The following is a 22686-nucleotide window of genomic DNA, read 5'->3' as shown; positions in this document are numbered from 1 at the left end:
AATTAACTGAAAAATAATGATTTATTTATTGGCATGCGATTAGCATGATGCTTTCCTGACATTGTGTCTTTTATATTTAAATGGAGTAAGTATGAAAAACTTAATATTAATTTTTTTACTTAATTTAGCACTTGCGTTTTCTGCTTCTGCTAATCAACCGCTAACAAGTCAAATGAATGCCTATTTAATAGAAGTTGATAAAAATGGTAAAGAGTTATTAAAGTCTGCTGATGAAGTTTCACCTAAAGATACAGTTGAATATCAACTGGTTTATAAAAATCATAGTGATCAATCATTATCTGGTTTAGTTATTACCGGTCCAATCCCTGAAAATACTCAATATGTAGGTAATACCGGTAAAACCATTATTGCATCTAAATTCTTGGTCAGTATTGATGGTGGTAGCACTTTCGAAACTGAGCCCGTTAAACGCGAAATAATGAAAGATGGTAAAAAAGTGGAGGTCATTATACCACCAGAGAAATATACCGATGTGCGTTGGATTCCTGAAAGTCCAATTAAAGCATCAGAGCAACAGATATACACCTATCGTATCGAGGTTAAATAATCAAAGTTGAGGCCCGTGCGGATGCAAGGGATTAGCTAAGTAATACGAAGATCAATTAACACCTAAAAGGTAAATACTACATGAATACGCAACTAAAACCCATAATGACGTGGTTTGCTGCGGGTTTAATATCAGTAGGTGCAGGTGCTTTGTCTAGTCAAGCCCTTGCAGCCACGGCAGCCGGAACTGATATTAAAAACTTAGCAACCGTAACGTATGAAGATGCCGCTGGTAATACATACAGAGCCTCTTCGAACGAATCAGTTGTAACGGTACAACAAATCTATAGTGCAACAATCGAAACAGATAACGATGTATCTGCAGCTCCAGGTTCTACCATTTACATCCCTCACGTGGTGACTAACACCGGTAATGGTCAAGATGTTTATACATTGACCTTTGCTGATGGTTTACCTGCAGGAGATGGTCGTACCGACACCATAGATTCAGTGACATTAAAACTGTTTGATGACGCTAACACAAATGGTACACCAGATGCAGGTGAAACAGAATTCACAAGCGGCGATACCATTACATTACTCGCTGGTGAAACAATGAACTTGATCGTTGGTGTGGGTGTACCTGCAACAGCGAATATGAGTGATACCTTAGGGATTACCTTAACGGCTGAAGCGCATAATGCTGGGGGTGCAGTTAGTACTCCAGTTACAGATTCTGTAACTGATGTAGGTACAAATAATGACTCTGCTAACGGTACTAACGCCGATGTAATTACAGTAACTAATAATGCTGTAATTGATATCAATAAGGCGTCAACTCACTTAACGGGTCTAGGTTATACAGAAAGTTCATTTGGCTTGGATCTGGATAATGATGCAACCACTGACCATCCAGTAGAGTTAATTGAGTATGTTGTAACGGTAGCGAACAATGGTAATACAAACGCTGATAATGTGACTATTTTTGATGGTCAGCCAGCTAATACTGCCATTATTCAAGGCCAAGCGACATTGACACAATATAACCCGATATCTGATGGTCTCTTTGCTGCATATGGTGATACAACGACCACTTATGCTGCAAATATTGTTGACGAAACGAGTCATGGCGTCGACTTAGACCAAGATGGTTCAACAGAGGCAAGTGGTGAGAGCCTTATTGCAGGCGGTACTGATGTCAACTCTGATGGTGATGCAATAGATGATAATATTCCGGGTTTATACGCTGTCGATGCCGAATTACCCTCTTTCACCTCTGTGTCAATGACCTTCTATGTTGCTTATTCACCAGCGATAGTTGATGGTGATGTGGTCGTTCGAAACAGTGCATATGCCTGTTCAGATTTAAACGGTGATGGTGATACAGTAGATACGGGTGAGTGTGCTGATCCAACAAGTCCTCCACCAAGTACTTCAAATCCAACAGAAGTCGTCACAGAAACAACCACAGGTGTTGATGTGTCCGATACGGGGACAACAAGTACAAGTGGTTTAGGTGGTGATGACGATAACACTGTTGATGATACTCAAACTATCACGACAGCACCGACTGGCAGCGAGTTCTTCCTTTATAACAAAGTGGCGAACAACGGTAACAAAATTGATATGTTCGATGTTACCACACCAGCACCAGGTGACCCAGGTAACAGTTTCCCTGCTGGCACAACGTTTAGTTATTGGAATGCAACAGGTACTGCTCAGTTAGTCGATAACAACAGCAATAGTATTCCTGATACTGGACCTGTCCCATCCGCAACGTGTTTAAATTCAGGTTTACTTGCCGATGCAGCAAGAACTGAAGATGGAATAACGTTGAACTGTAATGAAATGCTAATACGTGTTGTTGTTCGCTTACCACCAGATGCTCATAATTCAACTGCACCATTTAATGCAACAACAACCATTACGTCTACAAATGATCCAACAATTTCAGCATCGAAAACTGAAAGTTTGACTACGGTATCACCACCAACGGTTGATGTGGCAAACCAACAAATTACGCCAAATCCTACAACCAATGTGGATCCTGTCGATGTAACAGATGGCACATTAGATCCTGCTGATATCGCCACTGTATTTAATGATGCAGAACTTGGTCAAACGTTGACAACGACAGTATATATTACGAACGAAGGAGGCAGTCCTGATTCATTCACACTAACCACTGGCGGTAGTTATGACGTAGCTGGTACAGCTTGGCTTGCGGATATGCCAACAAACTGGACTATTGTGTTTAAAGATGCAGGTATCGATACCGATTCAGATGGTACTGTAGATGTTCTTGGTACTAATACTGTCATTACGACCACACCTCCTATTCCAGCCAATGGCACACAAGTATTAACGGCAGAAATAACCGTTCCACTGGATCCAATCTATGCTCGTGCACAAGCAAATGATTCCGCGTTACCGTTTGCTGCTGGTGAGCAAGCAAGTGCAATAGATGCAAATAGTGATGGCGATAATGATTACATTATTTATATCCAAGTAACCTCAGCAGGTTCTGGTGCGACAGACATTAAAGTAGAAGCAATTGATATTCGTACGATTGCGAGCATTGATTACACGCCTACTACACTGTCAAACCAAATTGAAGCTGGTGGTGGTATTGCATATGAACACTTCCTATCTAACACTGGTAACACAAGAGAATACATCACATTAGATTCTGCTAACGATAAAGCAGCAGATGGCTTTGATAATACGTTAACTATATTAGATAACGATACGGGCCAACCTATTGAGATTGGTAACTTGTGTGATACAGGTGATAGAACCATTAATGTTGTGCCAATGGATGGTGGTGCTCCAATTGCTGTTGAAGTGCAATGTGACGCAAGTGACGGTACTGATTTACAGCCAAATATCCAGTTAGAACCGGGTGAAAGTATTCCTCTATTGAATACGGTATTTGCCCCAACTAATGCAACTGCGGGTACTGTGAATAAGACAACACTTACTGCTGTCGTCGTTTCTGCTCCAACTATTACCGCACAGGCTGAAGATAACTCAGAAGTTATTGCAGGTCAGCTACGCTTGTACAAATATGTAGATCTTGACGCAAATTGCGACTCGATTCCAGATAGCGATGGTGGATTCCAACAAAGACATTCTACGCTTGTCGAGCCTGGTCAATGTATTATTTGGAAGCTTGTTGCAGTGAATGAAGGTACAGATGATGCACTTAATGTAGTTGTAACGGACGAGTTAACCGAATACACCACGTTCCTCGATCTTACAGGTGCAAATGTTGGTGAGCTTAAGTCATGTCGTAACTCAATAACTACTCCTGTGTTATTTGGTGCTGGTACATATTCATTAACGTCAGATAACTTAGGTCCTCTATGTAACCCTGATGCTACAAGCCATACAGCAGGTACCATAACTCAAGGAGTTAGTGGTTCTGGTGTTACTTATACCATCGGAACACTTGAGCCTGGTGATAAAGTTATCAGTCACTTCTCAGTAACCGTTGATTAAATCACATTAATAAAGTCCTCCCTACGATTGTAGGGGGGCTTATTAAGCGTATTGCTAATTCGTTTAATAAGCCCTTTTCTTTTTCCCTTGGAGATCGCAATGGCATCCTATTATGTGGTAACTATTTTTAAGTTATTAGTTATCTTCATTCTATGTTGCAATAGTTTCTATGTCTCTGCTCTTACTCCTGCAGGGACAAGAATCACGCATCAATCGCAGATAACATATTTTGATCCAGAATCTGGAACAAACATTTCGGTTATTTCTAATTTTTCGACAATTACTGTTGCGCGTGTTTATGATTTCGAATTAATAACTGACTTTAGTGATGTTGAAGATGAAAATAGCCAAAGGTTAGCAGCAGCAGGAACAACGATTAATATACCTATTACGATTAGAAATACCAGTAATACAAAAGATAGTTATAAGGTTAATGTAATTAACTCTCCAGGAGATAATGGCGATATATACTCATTTAATTCAGGTGAAGTTAAAATATATAATGACTTTGATGGCAATGGTATTCTTGATGCTGGCGAAAATGAATTAAAAAAAGACAGTGATGGCAATTATATAACGTCTATTCTTGGTGTTGATGAAATAACAGCGTTACTTTACGTAATATCGATTCCAAGTCATGCTGTCGAAGGAGATTTTTATAACTTAAGTGGTAATATTGTTTCACTTGGTAATAATAATAAATCAGAGTTTAGTAATATAAAGGTTGTTGTTGTAGATGGTTCAGTAATTAATCTAACTATTCATAATAATCCTATTTGTTCTCAACATGTTGGTCCACTTGGCGATATGGAATATATCGTTCATTATAATAGTATTGGGAATAAATTACCTGATGTATCCTCTGACGGTTATCTCGTTTTTACCAAAAATGAAGCGGGTCAATTACTTTCATCATATGTGACCGGTGTATTAATTACGGTAACACTTCCCGCCAATGTTCGGTTAAAGCAAGATAAACTTAATGATGACGGGACTCCACTAAGAGATCATGCACCTATTAATTTCACTATGCCTAATTCAAACGGCGTGTTTAATGGAGGACTTGTCGTTGTTGGGATTAATAATACGTTCTTACTAGAACAAGAAAATGAAACCTTAGACTGGCATGATTACGGTACTTGGGATGGTGACGGTAATGTAGAAAAGATAGGCTTTCTTGTATCACCAGATCACCTTAAACCTGGGCAGTCGGGACACTTTAGCTACTATCTAGAAGCGAATACTATTTTACCACGTGGTGATTTGAGCCCTCTTCAAGTTTACTCTAGAGCAGAAGCTGAGATCTCTGATTCTGAAAACATTGTGACTCAAAGCAGTAAAGTTTGTAATACCTTGTTTGATGATAGCTCTTCATTTTCGAATGACCCTGATAATAATCAAGTGATTAGATTTCAATTGTTTAACCCTGAATTGTTTGCAGCGAGTCAAAATGTTTTAGTGAGACACTCTGATGATGATCACTATATTGATAACGATTTTTATTTTGTTAAAGAAACGGAAGAATTTCATGTAAAGCTTGATGCAATTAGTGCGCGTATTGAATTAGTAGAAGCCAATATGCATCGTTCGGTTATCGATATTATTGGTCCAGAAAGTTCTCACTATCCAATCATGGTAAGAACTGAAAAAGGTAAAGATTCTTTTCATTGGATGTTTGCTGAAACAGGTGCCAATACAGGCATATTTAGAAGTATTATACCGCTTCATGCATCGTTAATTGATGAAGATTTTCTTCGTGTTAAACAAGATCACTGCCTGGATGATGTCAATAGTAGTGTGGTTCCTTCAGGAGCTGGTTCTGGTTTTTCGGCGCTCTCAGACTTAGTGTCAGGAATAACAGCATTGGTTAATTTTAACGCAGATTTTCTTCAGGGGACTACGGCGGAAAATTGTGAAATTAAATCAGAAACGGATGACGTACTTTACTTAGATGTTATGCGTCGTGGCTCTGCAAAAATTATTTTGGATACCACCGCTAAAATAAGCCCAGAGTTCACTGTGTTTGATACAACGACATTTAAACCTGTAGAAAATGTAGATGTACATTTTTATCAAACAACAAATGGTTCCGCCCCTGATGCTAAAGTAAGAGCGCCTAATGTTGATAATTATAAGGCTCCTATTGCGTCAGTGAGGACGAATGAAAATGGTATTGCATTATATCCTAAATTAACTAAGTCCGATAATGAATATTATTTTATTTCTGTGGATCCTCCTACAGGATTTACGTGGCCTTCTAATTATACAGATATTAATACATTTAATATTTTTAATGTTAAGCCTGAGTCTTATGGTCCTTTTGGTAATGAAAATATTGCTGATTCAGGTATCTTTGAAATTAGAGGTCGTACATTAGTAAATCAATTCGATATTCCGATTGATCCAGGAATTGTCGATAGAAAATTAACGTTAAGTAAAACGGCAGATAAAAAAACAGCTGAAGTTGGTAGCTTTGTTAAATATACAATAATAGTAAATAATACCTTACCTGACGGCTCACTCTATAATGCTAAAATTATTGATAAGATTCCTTATGGATTTAAATATATAGAAGGCAGTGCTCGTTTAAACGAGGTTAAGATAGATGATCCAATAGCGAATGAAAATAAAGACACTTACACATTCTCTATTGGAGAGCTCAAAGGGGTAAACTTTGAGCCTACTTATGGTGTATATACGCTTGATTACGTCTTACAGTTATCTGCAGGTGCGATTGATTCTGATGGAATTAATTACGCCTATGCCGAAGCCTCTTCGATGGCTGGTGGAGGACTAATCACATCAAATGTCGATAATTATCAGATCATCCCTTCTCAAACAGGCGTGATGTCCGACAGTGGTATCATTTTTGGTCGTGTATTTATTAATGCCAAATGTAATAAGTTAATGAAAAGTGATATCTGGCCGATTGGTGGAGTAAAAATATATTTAGAAACGGGTGATTATGTTATCACAGATGAAAATGGTCAGTATTCAATGTTTGGTATTAACCCCGGAAATCACGTACTAAAAGTTGATAGAGAAACATTACCAGATGATATTGAACTATCAGTAAATGGAAGTAGAAATGCTGGAGTACCATTTTCTCAATTCATTGATCTCATGGGGGGGGAAATGCACAAGGCAGATTTTGTTAGCCCATGCCCTACAGATAATCAAGAAGAAATTTATGAGGAACTTAAGAAGCGAAATGAAAATATTAATGGCGACTGGTTATTTGAAGAACAAATAAAAAGTAATGGTAATAAAAAGACAACGTCGAAAAAGGTAAACACGTCAGATTTAGTATCTGGTGTTGTCAGTGGGCCTAAAAATAAGGGTGATAATAAAAACGAGAGTGTATCAAAATTGTCTTCATTTAAAGGTTATGCCCTGCAAACATTTGAAGGCAATCAGATAGAAGCTGAAAATTTCATCAATAAACTGCCACGTAATATAAAAAAGAAATCATATATTTATCCAGTCTCTAATGATGTTGTTGGAGTAAGAATTGGTTTTAGTCACAATCAAGAAAATTTAATTAATTTACGCCAAAAGTTGATTGAAAATAATATTGAGAATAAACCAAAAGAAACATTATATGATCGTATTTTAGATGACGATAAATTAAACATTGATAATCTTATAGAAGATAAAGTACCTCTACCTCAGGAAGAAGTAAAAACGATTACTCAGTCTGAAGCAAAAGAAGGTACATGGTATTGGCCAAAAGGCGAATATAGTTATGATGGTCGTTTTATTGTTGTAATTAGAGGTGATGTTAACCCTAGCTTATACATTAATGGTGATCTAGTTGATGACACCCAACTTGGTGAACGTATTATCAATAAAAAGGAAAGGGCCCAAATATTAGCTTGGTATGGGGTAGAACTTACTGATGGAACAAACCTTGCCCAAATAAAAACAATGGATAGTTTTGGTAATGAAAGGATATTGTTAGAAAAGGAATTTCGTCACCCTAAATCAGCGAAAAATATAGAATTAATTTTAGATGAAACATCATTACAGGCTGATGGTGGACGATCTGCAATACCAATAACATTAAAATTAACCGATGAGTTTGGAAATTTAGCGCGGGGTATTTACTTTGTAACGTTAAATAATGATATGGGATTGCCTTGGTTAGAACCAGATATCCAAGCGTCTATTAATGGTCATCAGGTTCGAGTAATTAATGGGGTAAAAACGATCTATCTGCGTAGTAGTAACGAATCAGGAAAAATAAAAGTTAAAGCAGAGCTCAATGCGCTTGAAGATGTTGTAGATATTTATCAAGTCGCAGCAAGTCGACCTTTATTTGTTAACGGTATACTTAGTTATACTGGTAAATATGGTAAATTTTCAGGTTTAGTACCGTCTTCACAAAAAGAGGGTTTTGAAAATCAACATTATTCTGACGATGAAAGAGCCGCTATTTTCATGAAAGGTAATATTAAAGGAGATTTACACTTAACATTAAGCTATGACTCGGCAAAAGAAGATGTAGCGTTACAAAGAGAAATTTCACCTGATAGTTACTATCCTGCTCCCGGTGACGCAAGTATCAGGGGTTATGATGCAAGAAGTGATTCAAAATTATTCGTTAAACTCGAAAGAGATCGCAGTTATGCAATGTGGGGTGACTTCAGTACATCTGACGGTGTATATGAATATGATTTAGCCAGAACAAGCCAAATACTTAATGGTTTTAGTGGCGTATTTGATAAAGGTCCCGTTCGCCTTCAATTATATGCCTCACAAGCAGAAGATTTGCATAAGGTCGAGGAAGTACCCGGTAATGGTACAGCAATGGATTATACCTTAACTGATGGTCGATTAGTTCGTCACTCTGACATTGTTTCCCTTATTACTTACAGTAGAGATAACCCGGGTCTTATAATAAAAGAGACATCTCTCAAACGTTATTTTGATTACACAATTGATTATTTTACAGGTGCTATCAGATTCAATAGGGTCATCCCGATGTTTGATGAGGATTTTAATCCAGTTAAAATTCGTATTGCTTATGATTTAGATGGTGACGGGGAAAAGTATGAAGTCGCTGGTACGCGCGGGTTTTATAAGTTTAATTCATACTTTGATTCGGGCTTTAGTTATGAATATAACAGCAGTGATTCTACTGGTTATCACTTAGGAGGTATTTGGGTAAATTATAATATAAATAATAAAACTGAGATCAAAGCATCCGTCGCATCCTTATCACACGATAGGCTGTCTGAGGATGAAATGCTTGGTTCAATATCATCAATCGATGAGACTAAAAAAGTCTCAAATGCAATGGCTTATAAATTAAAATTAAAACGCGATTGGAGCCCTGGCAGTTTCTCTGAATTAGAATACTCATATGCAGATGATGATTTCTCTAATTCTGCAGCACCAGTAGTAGCTGGAAGGCAGGAGTTTAAATTACTTCATAGACAAAAATTATCTGGATTAATGAATTTAAATATTAATGCTAGCCACTCAGAAAAATTATCGACTAAAGATTATCAACAGTCTGTGGCAGTAAATATCGATTCAAAAATTTTGGGTTCTAAGTGGACAACGACATTAGGTAGTCGATATATAAAAAATAAAACAGAAGAACAAACGGAAAGTTATACAACGGCTATTTTAGGATTAGGTCGAACATTTGATTTATTTAATAAGCCCGGTCGTATTGATTCTGAATATGAACGAAGCTTCGGTCATAAGAGCAAACAGCGTTTTAATATAAAAGCAGATTGGCAATTACACAAACAGGCAAGCGTTTATAGTCAATATGAATACATTGATTCACTAACGGGTATTAATAATTTAGGTAGTGGAACAACAAGTCAGTTTACAGCTGGTATTGATATAGATTGGCTGCATGGAGGCAGTACATTTAACGAATTTAGGCAACGTGGCGTTAGCAACGGAAAAATGATGGAACTGGCTAACGGTTACCGTGGACAGTTTGAAGTTATTCCAGGTATCAGCGTTGACCCATCTGTTGAGTATGTAGAGGTTTTAAAAGGGGATAAAGAGTCAGGTTTTGCCGTTTCTTTGGGGGTAGCTGATATACGTAACCCTAATTTTAAAACAACAGGGAGAATGGAATTTAGACGTGGTGATCAGGAAAACTATTACGGTTTCCTTGGTGCGTGGATCACACGCTTAAATCAGGATTGGAGCGGTTTAGTAAGGGAAGAGTATCGATACGTAGATAAAAAAGAGACAAAGAATACTTGGGATAACCATTTAAGTATCGCTGCTGCTTACAGACCAAGATTAAAGAATAATTATCACCTTCTAACATCCTATGAATGGAAAGTTGAGGATAATGAAAACAAAAGAGAAGCCCATATCTTTTCTGCTCATCAAAATCTTGAGTGGTCAAATGATTGGATATTATCTGGTAGGTTGGGAGTTAAATTAGAAGATTTTTCATATTACGATGATTATTATAACTCTGTATCCACCATACTTGATGCGAGATTAATTTATAACTTTAGTACACGTTGGGATTTCGATGTTCATGGCGGAATATTAGGAACTGACTGGTTTGATAGTCGACGTTATTCAGTTGGTATAGGAGCAAATTATATAATTTATAGAAATATTCGTCTTGGCGTTGGATATAATTTTATGGGATTTGCTGATAGTGACTTAGACCCTCAGGGTTATAACTTAGATGGATTTTATTTCGATATTATGTTCGCTCTTGATGAGAGTCTGTTTGGTTGGCTAAGTGAATAATGAGGTAATACCTGAATGAAGAAGTTATTATTTCTATCAGTTCTTTCTTCTTTTCTCCTAATTCAAAGCGGTTGTGTTAAGGAAGAAGAGATATTCGTCGACTATGGTGATTTATCTCAATTAGATTCAGATTTATATAGTGTTTACTACGAATGGCCCAGTGTGATTAATTTTGATTTTGATGATTTTCAATTAGATTATGGTGATAAGTTAAAGTTAGATAAAGTGGCGCAAACATTGCTTAGTAATATTGAGTTGAAAGTTGCGTTAATTGGATCAGCTGATCCTGAAGGCAGTAAAAATTACAACAATAAATTATCACAAAATAGAGCCTTATCGGTGGCGAGATATCTAATTGATAGTGGCGTTATGAGAACTCGAATAGTAGTAACTTCATCAGGGGTTAGTAACAAATACCTGAAAACGAATGATAGAGATGCCAATTTTGTTAATCGGCGTGTTCAAATTCTTTTACTTGGCACTGATTCTAATCCAGTTGAAATGATGTATGAAGTAAAACAATCTGACTAATTTTTACAGAGGACGTCATATGCATTATATAAGGTACTTCTTTGGTCTAATTGTAATATTTTATCTTTTTGTGAGTCCTCTTAGTTATGCATTGACCGAGTCTGGTACGATTATTAAAAACCAAGTAGGTGCGACCTATAAAGACAGCAATAACATTACTCGTTCAACAGCTTCTAATATAGTTGAAACATTCGTTCAGCCCGTTGTTTCTGTAACGGTTAGCGCTGATCAGACTAAGTTTGTTGCCCCCTCTGGTACAGTAAGATTTAATCACATTATTACCAATACGGGTAATGATGAAGATTCTTTTACATTATCCACGTCTCTTTCTAGCACAGCAATGACGAGCATTGCTATTTATCCTGATGAAAATAATGATGGTATAGAAGATGAGTCCTTAGGAATAATATCTTCTATTGGTCCTTTGGCGCCGGGTGAAAGCTATCATGTTGTTCTTTTGGGTGCTATTTCACCGAGTGCATCAAATGGAGATACGGGTACCGTTTCTTTTACTGCAACAAGTCAGTCATTTGCTAATAACGCGACAACGGTGCTTTCTGGTGGTGCGAGTTCTGCGATTAATACAGATACAGTGACAGTAACAAATTTACCGATCATAGAAATGACCAAATCTATGAATCAAAATGAGGGGGCTTCTCCAAGTGGTCCATATGTGGTGACATTGTCTTATAGTAATGTCGGTTTAACCGATATGTCATTGACTCAGACAAACGGCATTATGCTAAGTGATGAGCTTCCAGTTGGAATGAGATTCAATGGGAACGTAACTTGGAGCCTGAGCAGCGGCATAATTGGTGATATATCTAGTGGCAGTGTCAGCGAAGGGGATAGTGATTTATCATTCACATCATGTATAGCAGGTGCTCCATCTTGTCTTTCGCAAGATAAAGTTTCGTTTACTCTAGATGGCTTATCTTCAAATCAAAGGGCGACGATAAGTTTTGAGGTAATGATAGATTCTGGCTTAGTTGCCTCTAGATTAACGAACCAAGTAACGTTTGGCTACGATGAAGACAATGACGGTATTGTGGGAGCAAGCGAGCAACATAAATATAAAACCAATACCGTCCCATTTACTATCACACCACTTCATGCAGTTGTTGCGAATACAGGGGGATGTGGTGCCAATGATACGGCTTGTAATGCAACCGATAATATTAACTATGAACTAATGACTGTTGCCAATGCAGCGCAAGGTTCTAGAGTGTCATTTACAAGCTATATCTGGAACTTAGGTAATGATGAAGATACATTTAATCTTGAACTCTTACCTTCATCCACGTTCCCTGCGGGTACAAGTTTTATGATCTATGCCGGTAACGGTGTAGTACCTTTACTCGATAACGACGGTGACAGTAAAGTCGATACCGGTGTTATTCCTGCCGCTGGCTCAACCTGTCCTTCTTATTTGATTACAGCGGCTGGTAGCCAATGTGGTGCTAAAGTTATCGTTACAGCGACATTACCACCGGGTTCATTTGGTGGTGGGCCCTATTTTGTAGCACTACAAGCAACTTCTTCGAGTGATACTTCTCAGTCGGATACAGTGGGTAACCAATTAACAACGATTGCTCAAAGCACTGTCGACATTACAATAAATTATCCTTCTGAAACATCATCAACGACACAAAATAACTGTGATAATGTGAATGACGGCTGTGGGTATGGAGCCGGTGTCGAGGGGGCTGCTGTCGTTACGAATACAGCTAACCCGTCTACATCCACAACGTTTACGATATTTATTACCAATACCTCGACCGTTGCAGATACATATGTATTAGATTTTAGTAATGTTATTCCTTTCTCTTCAAAGGTATTAACAAGTGGTTTTACCGTTGTGTATACAGACACGAATGGCACACCAATAACAAATATTCCTCTTCTCTTACCTGATGAAAGCATTGAAATCAGAGCGCTAGTTTCTATTGACCAAACGGTAGGTATCTCAACTGAAAACCTCTATTTTAAGGTGAGTTCCCCTTCTACTGGTGCTGAAGATACCGTTTTCACTGCGGTTTCCGTTGAGTTAATTAATATTGTTGGTCCAGGAGGTGGAGGAGACCAATGTTTAGTCATCGGTACACCAAATCAATCTGGCGTTACCCAACCAGGGCGAGCAACCACCTATAAACATATTATTGATAACAATACAGCAGAATCATACACAGGCGTTTCATTCTCTCTATTGGATTCAGAGCCCGGATTTACATCAATGATATATTTAGATAGCAATGGTAACGGTGAGTTCGATGGTAATGATACTAAGATTGATTCCACAGTGGACTTTGCCCCTTTAACGGAAGTCACTATTTTCTTAAAAGTCACAGTTGATTCAAATGTCCCATTAAACACAGTCAATAACTCGTCGATTTCGGCAACAGTAAGCTGTGGGGATATTTTAATGGTTGACTCCACAACTGTTGCCAACATAAGTATGCGAATTATCAAAGAGCAGGCTAAGGATGCCGGCTGCGATGGTATAGTTGATGCAGGAAGTGCTTATTCATTAAATTCGTTCTCTGTTGCGCCCGGTGAGTGCATACTTTACCGCTTAACTGCTGAGAATATTGCAATAGAAGATGCACACGAAGTTGTATTAACTGACGCGACGCCAGCTTTTACAACGTTTAAAGTGGTTGGGGGAATTCCTAATATAGACAAAGGTTCAATCAATATTATTAGTGATGGAAGCACTGGCGCGATAATTGGTAATGTAGGAACCGTCGCGCCCGGAGAAAGAGCGGTAATGGAGTTTGCTATAAGAGTTGATGATTAAAAACTAACGTAATATTAAGCGAATAAAAAAATCCATATTTTCTAAATATGGATTTTTTATTTCATCTTATGTCTTTGATGATTTTTAACTATGTGTGTACTTAGTTAATACTATTGATTACTTCAATCGCTTTTTTATTACCATTTCGGGCGGCTTTATTTAGCCAATATTGGGCTTTTTCAATGGATTCACTTGTACCATCGCCATTTGCATACATACTTGCCAAGTTATACATAGCAGTATTATTTCCTAAATTGGCTGATTTAATATACCAAAATAAAGCTTTTTTATAATTTTGTTGAATGATAGTGCCTTGGTCGTAGATACGAGCCAAATAAAAACTAGCATCTGGATTGCCTTTATTATCCTCTTTCTCAAGTGCTTTAACTAAATCATATTCATTGTTTTTAATTAGAAAAGGATTATCGATACTTAGGGTGATTGATTTAAAGTGAGCATTAGGTATATTTTGTTTTGCTGCTATTTGATAGTGTTTATGACTTTTAGCGATGTCTTTCTTCTTGTTATAAAGTCCACTTTGATAAATTTCGCCTAATGTAAAATGTGAATAGCCATGTCCTTTTTTGGCTGATCTTTCAATTAAATCAATGGCTCTTTCAATTTCAGAACGAGTATTAATCAAAGATATTGCAAGAAGGTAGTCACTGTATTCATTCCTTTCGAAGTCATCAACTGAGAAGATTTCAATGCAACGTTTAAAGTTATTTTTAATAAAATACAAGTAACCTAATGTGTACGTTGATGGAGCATGCCCTTTAGCATTTGTTTGTAGAAGTAGCTCTTCTGCATAATTTAAGTCAACATCTCCTCCTCTGCCATCAATTAACATTAATGCCAAAGAGTATTGAGAGAAAGTATGATTATCATTTGAAATGGAGATTTTATAGTAAAAACGCGCCTTTTCTTCAGATAACTCAACCCATTCTCCAAATTCATACAGGTAACCTAAATAGTATGCGGCATCAGAATCGCTATTGGCGAGCTCTTTTAACTTATTGATAGCCTCTTGTTTATCATGACTGCTATAAATAGGATGTTCAATGATGGAAATAAACTCTTTAATTGTAAATTTTTTATTATTATCAAATGACAAATTATTTATTGTTTCTTTTTCAAAAGGCAAATCTTTATTATCATTTTGAGAGTTTTTTTCGTTATTTGCAATTTCATTGTTTTTTAAATCATTATCAGAGCTGCAACTCATTAATAATAAAATAATGACGATACACTTCCTCATTATTGATTTCTCCTTTCCCTGTACTATTTTTAATTTTAGAACATAAGTGAAGGGATGTATTATGCGTTATCTATTTATTTTATTATTAAGCAGTCTATTAACAGCGTGTGCGTCAAGTAATATTACGTCATCTTGGGTGGACTCGTCATATACAAAGTTTCCAATAAAAAGCACGATGGTTGTTGCTATGTCTGACAACTTACGTGTAAGACGGATCTTTGAAGATGATATGGTCAAACAATTACAAGCTCATGGGGTGGATGCGATCCCGAGTTCGCAAATTTTTCCTAATGAATTACCGTCTAAAGGTGATATTGCGGCTTATGTGAAAAAACATAATACCCAAACCGTTTTTGTCGCAAAATTGATAAATATTGAAGATAAAGAAGTGAGATATCCGGGTAATACCGGTTATGGCTATAACCGAGGTATTAGTTTTAACAGCTACTACAATACGTCTTATAGTTATATTTACGATGATAGTTACTCTGTTTCTTACGAATTTGTAAACGTTGAGTTCACCTTATTTGATACGCAAAGTCATATCCCGATTTGGTCAACATCATCAGAATCTGTTGATCCAAGTAACATGAATAATATCATTGATGAATTAACGGATATATTAATCACGAATATGAAAGACAATAACGTGATCAGATAGAAATTTAAAAATATAACGAAGCCCTGCAATCAGCAGGGCTTTTTATTGCTTGTTAATAGAAAATAATAAAGAGTATGAATAAATATCATACAGATAAAAGCAAAAACACTTCATTAAAAAACAAGCCTAATATTTGTTTGTTATACAAATTGATACTAGTCAATTACTAATATCCGAAAGTTTATTACTATCACCTTAAGAATTTGATGATAAACGTTTATAAAGTAATGGCTGCGTATTCATGTCTCAACATACGCAACAATTAATATTTTATCTCAATACAAATATTATTCACTTCAATTAGGTCGTAGTAATGGTCTCACAGCCTCATAATGTAGAAAAATATCAAGCCGTTATCGGTTTGGCAGGTCATGTTGATCACGGTAAAACCGCTTTAATTGAAGCACTCACAGGTATCGTCACTGCGCGTCCACATGAACAACAATTAGGTATGACACAAGATTTGGGTTTTGCCTATTTTAAAGATGATAACAATAATACCATTGGGGTTGTGGATGTCCCGGGACATGAACGTTATCTACGTAATATGGTATCAGGTGTATGGCACCTTAACGTGCTATTGCTGGTTATAGCGGCAGATGAAGGGTGGATGCCGATGACCACCTCACACTTACAAGTTGCACATGCGATGGGAATAGAAGATATCGTCGTGTGTATTAACAAGCGCGATAAAGTCACGGCAGAGCAACTCAGTGCGGTAGAAGATCAAGCGTTAGACAATGTGATGGAGATGACGGGCTTATTACCTGAGATTATCAGTGTATCAGCCTTAAAAAATGACAACATTCCTGCGTTACGTGATCGACTGATTGAGGCGGTTAAAGCTAATATTGATCGTAAAGCATCGACGGATATTGCAGATGATCAGGTCGTAGCCCCAATAATGTATATCGATCGCTCTTTTGTCGTAAATGGCATGGGTACCGTACTTACAGGTACATTGGCACAGGGAACATTGAGTATTGGCGATAAGGTTCGCTGCTTTCCTAGTAACATCATGGGGACAGTTCGTTCTCTGCAAGCTTATCATCAACAACATCAGCAATTATCTGCCACCTGCCGTGTCGCTGTGAATGTTAAAGGGATCAGCCGTAAAGAAGTAGGGCGAGGGCACTTATTAACATCTGCGACAATAACCCCACCATTACATAGTCAGTGCATCGTTCGTATCAATAAGACGTCAGACAAACTCAAGCAACGTAAACAACGCCATGTTGAAGTTGCTATGGGGACTTGGCATGGCTCAGCATTGTTAAGTTATATTCCGAATACTCAATTAGCACGACTAACCTTTGAAAAGCCCATCCCAATGATTTTTGGACAACGATTAGCAATGATCCAAAAAGGTGGCTGTGGGCTACAACACGGTGCTGAAATTGTGTGGTCAACACCTGTTATGGGTTATCAAAAACGCCGTTTATACCAAGCATTAGATAATTTACCGGTACTTTTAAAGCCTGAATCACAACGTGAGATGTTACTCGCTCTACAAGGTTACTTTGAAACGACCGAAGCAGGTTTTGAATCGGCACAAGGCCAAACTTATTTAACGCCTTATTGTTTTGAAGATAGCTGGTTAGCTGACAATGTTATGCAAATTCAGACGTTACTGTCTGATGGGATCTCAATGTCATCTGCCGAAATAGCAACACGTCTACGTATTAATGAAGCAGTGATTGATATCTTAATGCAGCAATTAAAGCTGCAAGAAAAAGTACATGTTAGTTATGGTAAATGGTGCTTAGGGCAAGGTGATAACGAAGATGAATTACCTCCTGTGGCACAAGAGATTCTGCAACAAATACGCGAGCTAGGTAAAGCAGGACTAGAACTGAATAAAGTAACGGTTGCTGGTGGTAAAAAGTGGCTTAGACAGCTCAGCCATCAAAAATATATTACCGCTTTGGATGACACCATTTACTTCGATATGGGTTTATATCTTGATTTAGTTAAAGCCGTGATAGCTGAACATCAACCCCAAGATCGCATATCGATGGGAGATATTAAAGATCGGACAGAATTAAGCCGAAAATACTCAATCCCATTAGCAAATAGAATGGAAAAAGATGGCTGGGTGCGTCGTGATGGTGATGAGCGTATTATCCTAAAAGCGTGGGATCAGTAATAAATCTAACGATGATTAAAGTGAGTGTTGAAGTTACCCGTAACAATCAATGTTAGTCGCTATTTTAACTTACTTGATATTACGGGTTATTAAACTCGTATTAGCTAGCTATAACTATTAACATAATGCGTATTATTGTTAATTGATTAAAGAAGTTGTGATTATGTCTTTACCGCCGTGCCCAAACTGCCAATCTGAATATGTGTATCAAGATCAAGCGAACCTAGTGTGTCCTGAATGTGCCTATGAATGGAACCCTGCTGAAGTTGCAGAGGAAGAAACCATAGTAGTGAAAGATGTTAACGGCACATTATTGCAAGAGGGCGATAAGGTCACGCTAATTAAAGATCTGAAAGTCAAAGGCAGTTCACTGGTGCTAAAAATTGGAACGAAAGCGGTTATTAAACGTATTGCTGAAGGTAAAGACCACCAACTAGACTGTAAACTTGATGGTGCTGGTGACATGATGGTTACTGCAAAATTCGTTAAAAAAGCGTAATACATCATTACGCAATTTTATTAACAAAGTTTGATTGATCCCGTCACGTTTGACTGAGCCAATAACCACTAAAATCTCTGTGGCATCGAGTGATAAATCACACACAACATTAACCGCAGCGACTGTCTGTAAACGGACCGATTCAAATGGGTTGCGAAATAACGGGCATGTTTCACGCCCCTCAATCACTTTCCAATTAGTAAGATCGTTGGTATCAACATGCAGTGTGTCTTTTTCGGTTTCGCGCATTTGCCATAATTTGACAAAAATCGTTGTACCTTGATGGCTAAAGTACAAGTGTTTCGTGATTGGTTGCATCAAGAAGTGAAAGGATGATTTTTATAGGAAATAACAGCCAATAAAGGGTTTTAAACGTACTAGCACTGTGTTTATTAAATAAGAACAAGTGATGCACAAAAAATCCAATTTACCCGCTAAGGTGTGTGCGGTTTGTCAACGGCCGTTTACTTGGCGCAAGAAGTGGCAACAATGTTGGGATGAAGTGAAGTATTGCTCTGAACGTTGTAGGCGCACGCGCCAACACATGGACTCATCAAGAAAGAAAGTAGGCTGACACATAACGAAAAATGCGTCAGCCATTGTCGTTTTTGCGGTGTTATTTAGGCTTTAAAAATCTTCAGCGACTTCAAACACCATATGCTCGTTAGTTGTTGGATGGTTGAATGCCAAGTATTGAGCATGTAAGCATAAACGATCGCCTTTTTGCCCGTATAAATCATCACCGACAATAGGCATGTTCATCCCTTTAACATGGGCGGAATGGACACGAAGCTGGTGTGTACGACCTGTTTTTGGGTAGTAATAGACCTTGGTTCTTCCATTCTTACGCTCAAGCACTTCCCATGTGGTTTGTGCGGGTTTGCCGTATTGATAACACACGATTTGACGAGGGCGATCGTCTAAATCCACCCGGATTGGAAAATCAATCTGCCCGCTATCACTGTCACTGTCACTGTTACCTTCTAATAGGGCAACGTAACGTTTTTCGACTGTGCGCTCAATAAACTGTTTTTGCAGTGCTTTGTGGGCATCTTTGGTTAAGGCAATGACCATTAAGCCAGAGGTCGACATATCTAAACGATGGACAATCAACGGGCTATCGCTATCTGGGAACATGGCTTGCATTCGGCTATATACTGAATCGGTAATGGTTTTACCGGGTACAGATAAGAACTCTGCAGGTTTATTAACAATCACCATCGCATCATCTTGATAAACAATACTTAGCTCTTTGCCTTCGGCTGGGTTTTGCTCTAGTGGATTCTCGTCTATCTCAATGCCAGACAACATATGGGCTAAAATAGGCTCACATTTGTTTTTTGAGGCTTCATAAAAGTAAGCATGTTTTAGCATTTGTGGCGCGGGGGACTTACCCCACCAGAAATTTGCCATTGCTAACGGTGTTAATTGGTGGTTAAACGCATACTGAAGCAGTTTGACGATAGCGCAATCGCCCGCCCCTTGTAATGGCTCATCAAACAACTGATTGAGATCTTTATATTCCCCAAATTGGTTCACAAAGCGGTATTGGCGATGAATACTTTGTTCTAATTGTGTTGCTAATTTATCTTGCTTGGCTTTTAGTTCAGCAAGCGCAGTGGTATCTGCTTCAAGCTGTTCGCTTAGTGATTGCAGCGTTTGTTGCCACTGTTGGCGCAAGGCTTTTTGCTGATGTTTATCGTAAGCGCTTTCACGGGCTAGGCGATGAAACACTTCTGTTTTAACGTTTTCATCATCACTTTGCTCGGCAGCTTTGCGTTGCAATTTACGCTGCTTGCGCTGTTCAATCATCTGTAAACGAAAGGCTTCAGATTCTTGCTCAGCTTGCGTTTTCGCTTGAGTATATTGCTGTTGCAGCGCAATGAACTGAGGCGAAGACGCAATAGATTCAATGTCAGATTCTAGTACTGTAAGCGTGTGTTTAATCGCTTGGATCTCAGGATCGGTGTTAAGCGCATCAAACACAGGCGGCACAAATTGGGGTAACTGTGTTTGCCCTGCGATAGTGCCTGAAAATGCCGATAGATAGCCGATGTCACCTTGCTCGTTTTGTACCACTAACACACCGAATATGTTGCCAATGGCGTGATTATCGCTGTCTTCATTTAAACCATCTAAACCAAAATCGTGTTGCCATTCGGTTTGTGTTTTAAGGTGTTGTTGCAACTCTTTTGCAGCTAGCACGCTAAGTGGATGTGGCTTATAACAAAAAGGATAAGTAAAACGTTCAGGTAAGGCGATAGCCTCAATCGATGAGCGAAATGGAGTAAAAAGGGAATCGTACATGGCTTAATCTATCGCAAAATGGGGCGAGGATTTTACCACTCTCTGGGGGAGAGTACGAGTGATAGGATTTAGCTATAGAATTGATATGCATGTTCGTGCGAGAACAATACGCAAAGTATTTTAATTTGTGGCTGTAGGTGTCACACATGCGATGATCAATATATTGGGCTAGAAAACAATGATATCTGCTATAAGCTAAAGACCAGCAACATCAAAAAATTAGAACAAAAACGTAACCCAATGGTGAAAATCATGGGTTGAGACTTTATTTGGAATAATATGAGAGAGATTTATTTTATATAGGAATATAACTAAAAAATCTCTATTAATGTATTTGTTATTTCCATAATTTATATTTCTTTATAGGATTCTTTAAAAAAGAATAATAGCTTAATATCATTATAATGACTATTTATTAAATTTTTTCAGTATACAAAAATATTGAGAAGTAGTTCAAAATAATACTTTTACATATTCATTTTTGAGGGGTTTTTATTGTGAATGAAAAATTAATCAATTAAATTCAATGAAGTGTATAACTATAATGTAATTAGATTAGATAATTACATCTAAAAATATTAAGATTATATCAGTGGTTTTATATCTAAATTAAACGTGGGTTATATATTGTAATTTTTAATAAGAAATTTTATTTTAATAATAGCTTTAATACAAGGAAGTCGTATGTACAAAATAGCCTTTATATTAGTGATACTTTTGGTTTCTGGTTGCACTACTTTCCCTGTCGCTCCACTTAGTAAAGAAAATTTAAATAATATTAAGAGTGTTGCGATTGTTGACTTTCCGGAAATGCGAACACATGCATTAGTCGGAGAGTTTATGCTATCTATGGATCAACAACACTTTACAGATAAACAATCTATGTATTTTGATCTTGGTAAAGAAGTCGAACCGATAATAACTCAAGAAAAGAAAACCAATGCTACCTTTCTACCAAATCAAACAGTAATAGAAAATAACTCAAGTGTAATAGTAATTGAAAATAATAACTCGAATGCAATAGACTCTGGAATAACAGCGGTTGCTGCTAGTTTAACTGCGGGAATTATAAATGAGATAGGTAAAAAAACAAATGAAAGAGCATCTAATTTTAATGAAATATATTCTAGTACAAACCCTAAGATAAACTTAAGAAGAGATTTTCTTAACGAACTCTCAAGCTCTTTAAAAGAAAAAGGAATTGATGTTTCTTTATTGAAAGATCAAGTTCACTCTGTACCTTACTTGCGATGGTCTGCTTTAGACTCGCAAGGGAAATTATTTAGGCAGAGGTATCCAAATGAACTTGAAAGTGTTGATGCTGACCTTGTTATACAGGTTAGCCCTGTAGCTATATATAATGCAGGAAGTGCCCTTAATGCATATGCCCGGATAGTCAGTGTAAATGTTGCAATTTACAATGGCAGAACGAAAGAGTTTTATGGTGTTAAAAGCTTCTACTCAGTAGAAGATAATGTAACAGGGTATCATACCTACAACGGCCTAGTTGAAAACTTAGGAGAAGCAGGGAAAAAGCTTCATGAATCGTTATTAGCTGTAGTTCCTCAAATATCAATGTTAATAAATAGTTCGAACTCACAATTGGATTAGATATAATTCAATCTAAAAATAAGGCTATCTATCTACAATCATTCTTATTCGAAGTATTAGATAGTCTTATTCAAGATAAATATTGAAAATATGATGGAAGTGATACTGAAAAGTCGAGTATCCCATG

Annotated in this window: 13 protein-coding genes; 10 read left to right on the top strand and 3 right to left on the bottom strand. The window is 37.5% G+C overall.

Annotated elements, in window-relative coordinates:
• Window positions 1-91 precede the first annotated feature (91 nt).
• From C9J38_RS08880 to C9J38_RS08860, 5 genes are all read left to right on the top strand, one after another.
• Complete coding sequence (locus tag C9J38_RS08880) at window positions 92-568, top strand: hypothetical protein (RefSeq protein ID WP_107206757.1); 477 nt, start codon at window positions 92-94, stop codon at window positions 566-568.
• Between the two features lie 80 nt (window positions 569-648).
• Entirely contained in the window at window positions 649-4008 is a 3360-nt protein-coding gene (locus C9J38_RS08875) for a hypothetical protein (RefSeq protein ID WP_233217690.1), read from the top strand.
• Between the two features lie 99 nt (window positions 4009-4107).
• A complete protein-coding gene (locus tag C9J38_RS08870) occupies window positions 4108-10749 on the top strand; it encodes a DUF11 domain-containing protein (RefSeq protein WP_107206756.1) in 6642 nt (2213 codons plus the stop codon).
• 15 nt (window positions 10750-10764) lie between these two features.
• Complete coding sequence (locus tag C9J38_RS08865) at window positions 10765-11280, top strand: OmpA family protein (protein WP_107206755.1); 516 nt, start codon at window positions 10765-10767, stop codon at window positions 11278-11280.
• 19 nt (window positions 11281-11299) lie between these two features.
• On the top strand, window positions 11300-14077 hold the full coding sequence (locus C9J38_RS08860; protein ID WP_107206754.1) for a hypothetical protein: 2778 nt from the start codon (window positions 11300-11302) through the stop codon (window positions 14075-14077).
• Between the two features lie 100 nt (window positions 14078-14177).
• On the opposite strand, the gene C9J38_RS08855 is transcribed toward C9J38_RS08860, so the two are convergent.
• Window positions 14178-15335 (bottom strand): tetratricopeptide repeat protein, encoded by a 1158-nt coding sequence (locus tag C9J38_RS08855; RefSeq protein WP_107206753.1) that lies wholly within the window; start codon window positions 15333-15335, stop codon window positions 14178-14180.
• 187 nt (window positions 15336-15522) lie between these two features.
• Here C9J38_RS08855 and C9J38_RS08850 point away from each other — a divergent pair, with 187 nt between their 5' ends.
• From C9J38_RS08850 to C9J38_RS08840, 3 genes are all read left to right on the top strand, one after another.
• Complete coding sequence (locus C9J38_RS08850) at window positions 15523-15996, top strand: hypothetical protein (protein WP_233218485.1); 474 nt, start codon at window positions 15523-15525, stop codon at window positions 15994-15996.
• Window positions 15997-16309: 313 nt separating this feature from the next.
• A complete protein-coding gene (gene selB, locus C9J38_RS08845) occupies window positions 16310-18142 on the top strand; it encodes a selenocysteine-specific translation elongation factor (RefSeq protein WP_107206751.1) in 1833 nt (610 codons plus the stop codon).
• Between the two features lie 163 nt (window positions 18143-18305).
• Window positions 18306-18641 (top strand): zinc ribbon domain-containing protein YjdM, encoded by a 336-nt coding sequence (locus C9J38_RS08840; protein ID WP_107206750.1) that lies wholly within the window; start codon window positions 18306-18308, stop codon window positions 18639-18641.
• Here C9J38_RS08840 and C9J38_RS08835 read toward each other — a convergent pair.
• Complete coding sequence (locus tag C9J38_RS08835; RefSeq protein ID WP_233217715.1) at window positions 18576-18959, bottom strand: hypothetical protein; 384 nt, start codon at window positions 18957-18959, stop codon at window positions 18576-18578. The genes C9J38_RS08840 and C9J38_RS08835 overlap by 66 nt on opposite strands.
• A 91-nt stretch (window positions 18960-19050) precedes the next feature.
• Between C9J38_RS08835 and C9J38_RS08830 the strand changes: the two genes are divergently transcribed.
• Window positions 19051-19215, top strand: a complete 165-nt coding sequence (locus C9J38_RS08830; RefSeq protein ID WP_107206749.1) for a DUF2256 domain-containing protein — start codon at window positions 19051-19053, stop codon at window positions 19213-19215.
• Window positions 19216-19268: 53 nt separating this feature from the next.
• Here C9J38_RS08830 and C9J38_RS08825 read toward each other — a convergent pair whose 3' ends face one another.
• Window positions 19269-20948: an RluA family pseudouridine synthase gene (locus C9J38_RS08825; RefSeq protein WP_107206748.1), complete on the bottom strand. Its 1680-nt coding sequence runs from the start codon at window positions 20946-20948 to the stop codon at window positions 19269-19271.
• Between the two features lie 684 nt (window positions 20949-21632).
• Here C9J38_RS08825 and C9J38_RS08820 point away from each other — a divergent pair.
• Entirely contained in the window at window positions 21633-22559 is a 927-nt protein-coding gene (locus tag C9J38_RS08820) for a hypothetical protein (RefSeq protein WP_107206747.1), read from the top strand.
• Window positions 22560-22686 lie beyond the last annotated feature (127 nt).

Source organism: Photobacterium sp. GB-210 (genome assembly GCF_003026075.1).
Lineage (GTDB): Bacteria > Pseudomonadota > Gammaproteobacteria > Enterobacterales > Vibrionaceae > Photobacterium.
This window is presented reverse-complemented; position numbering and strand designations above follow the sequence as displayed.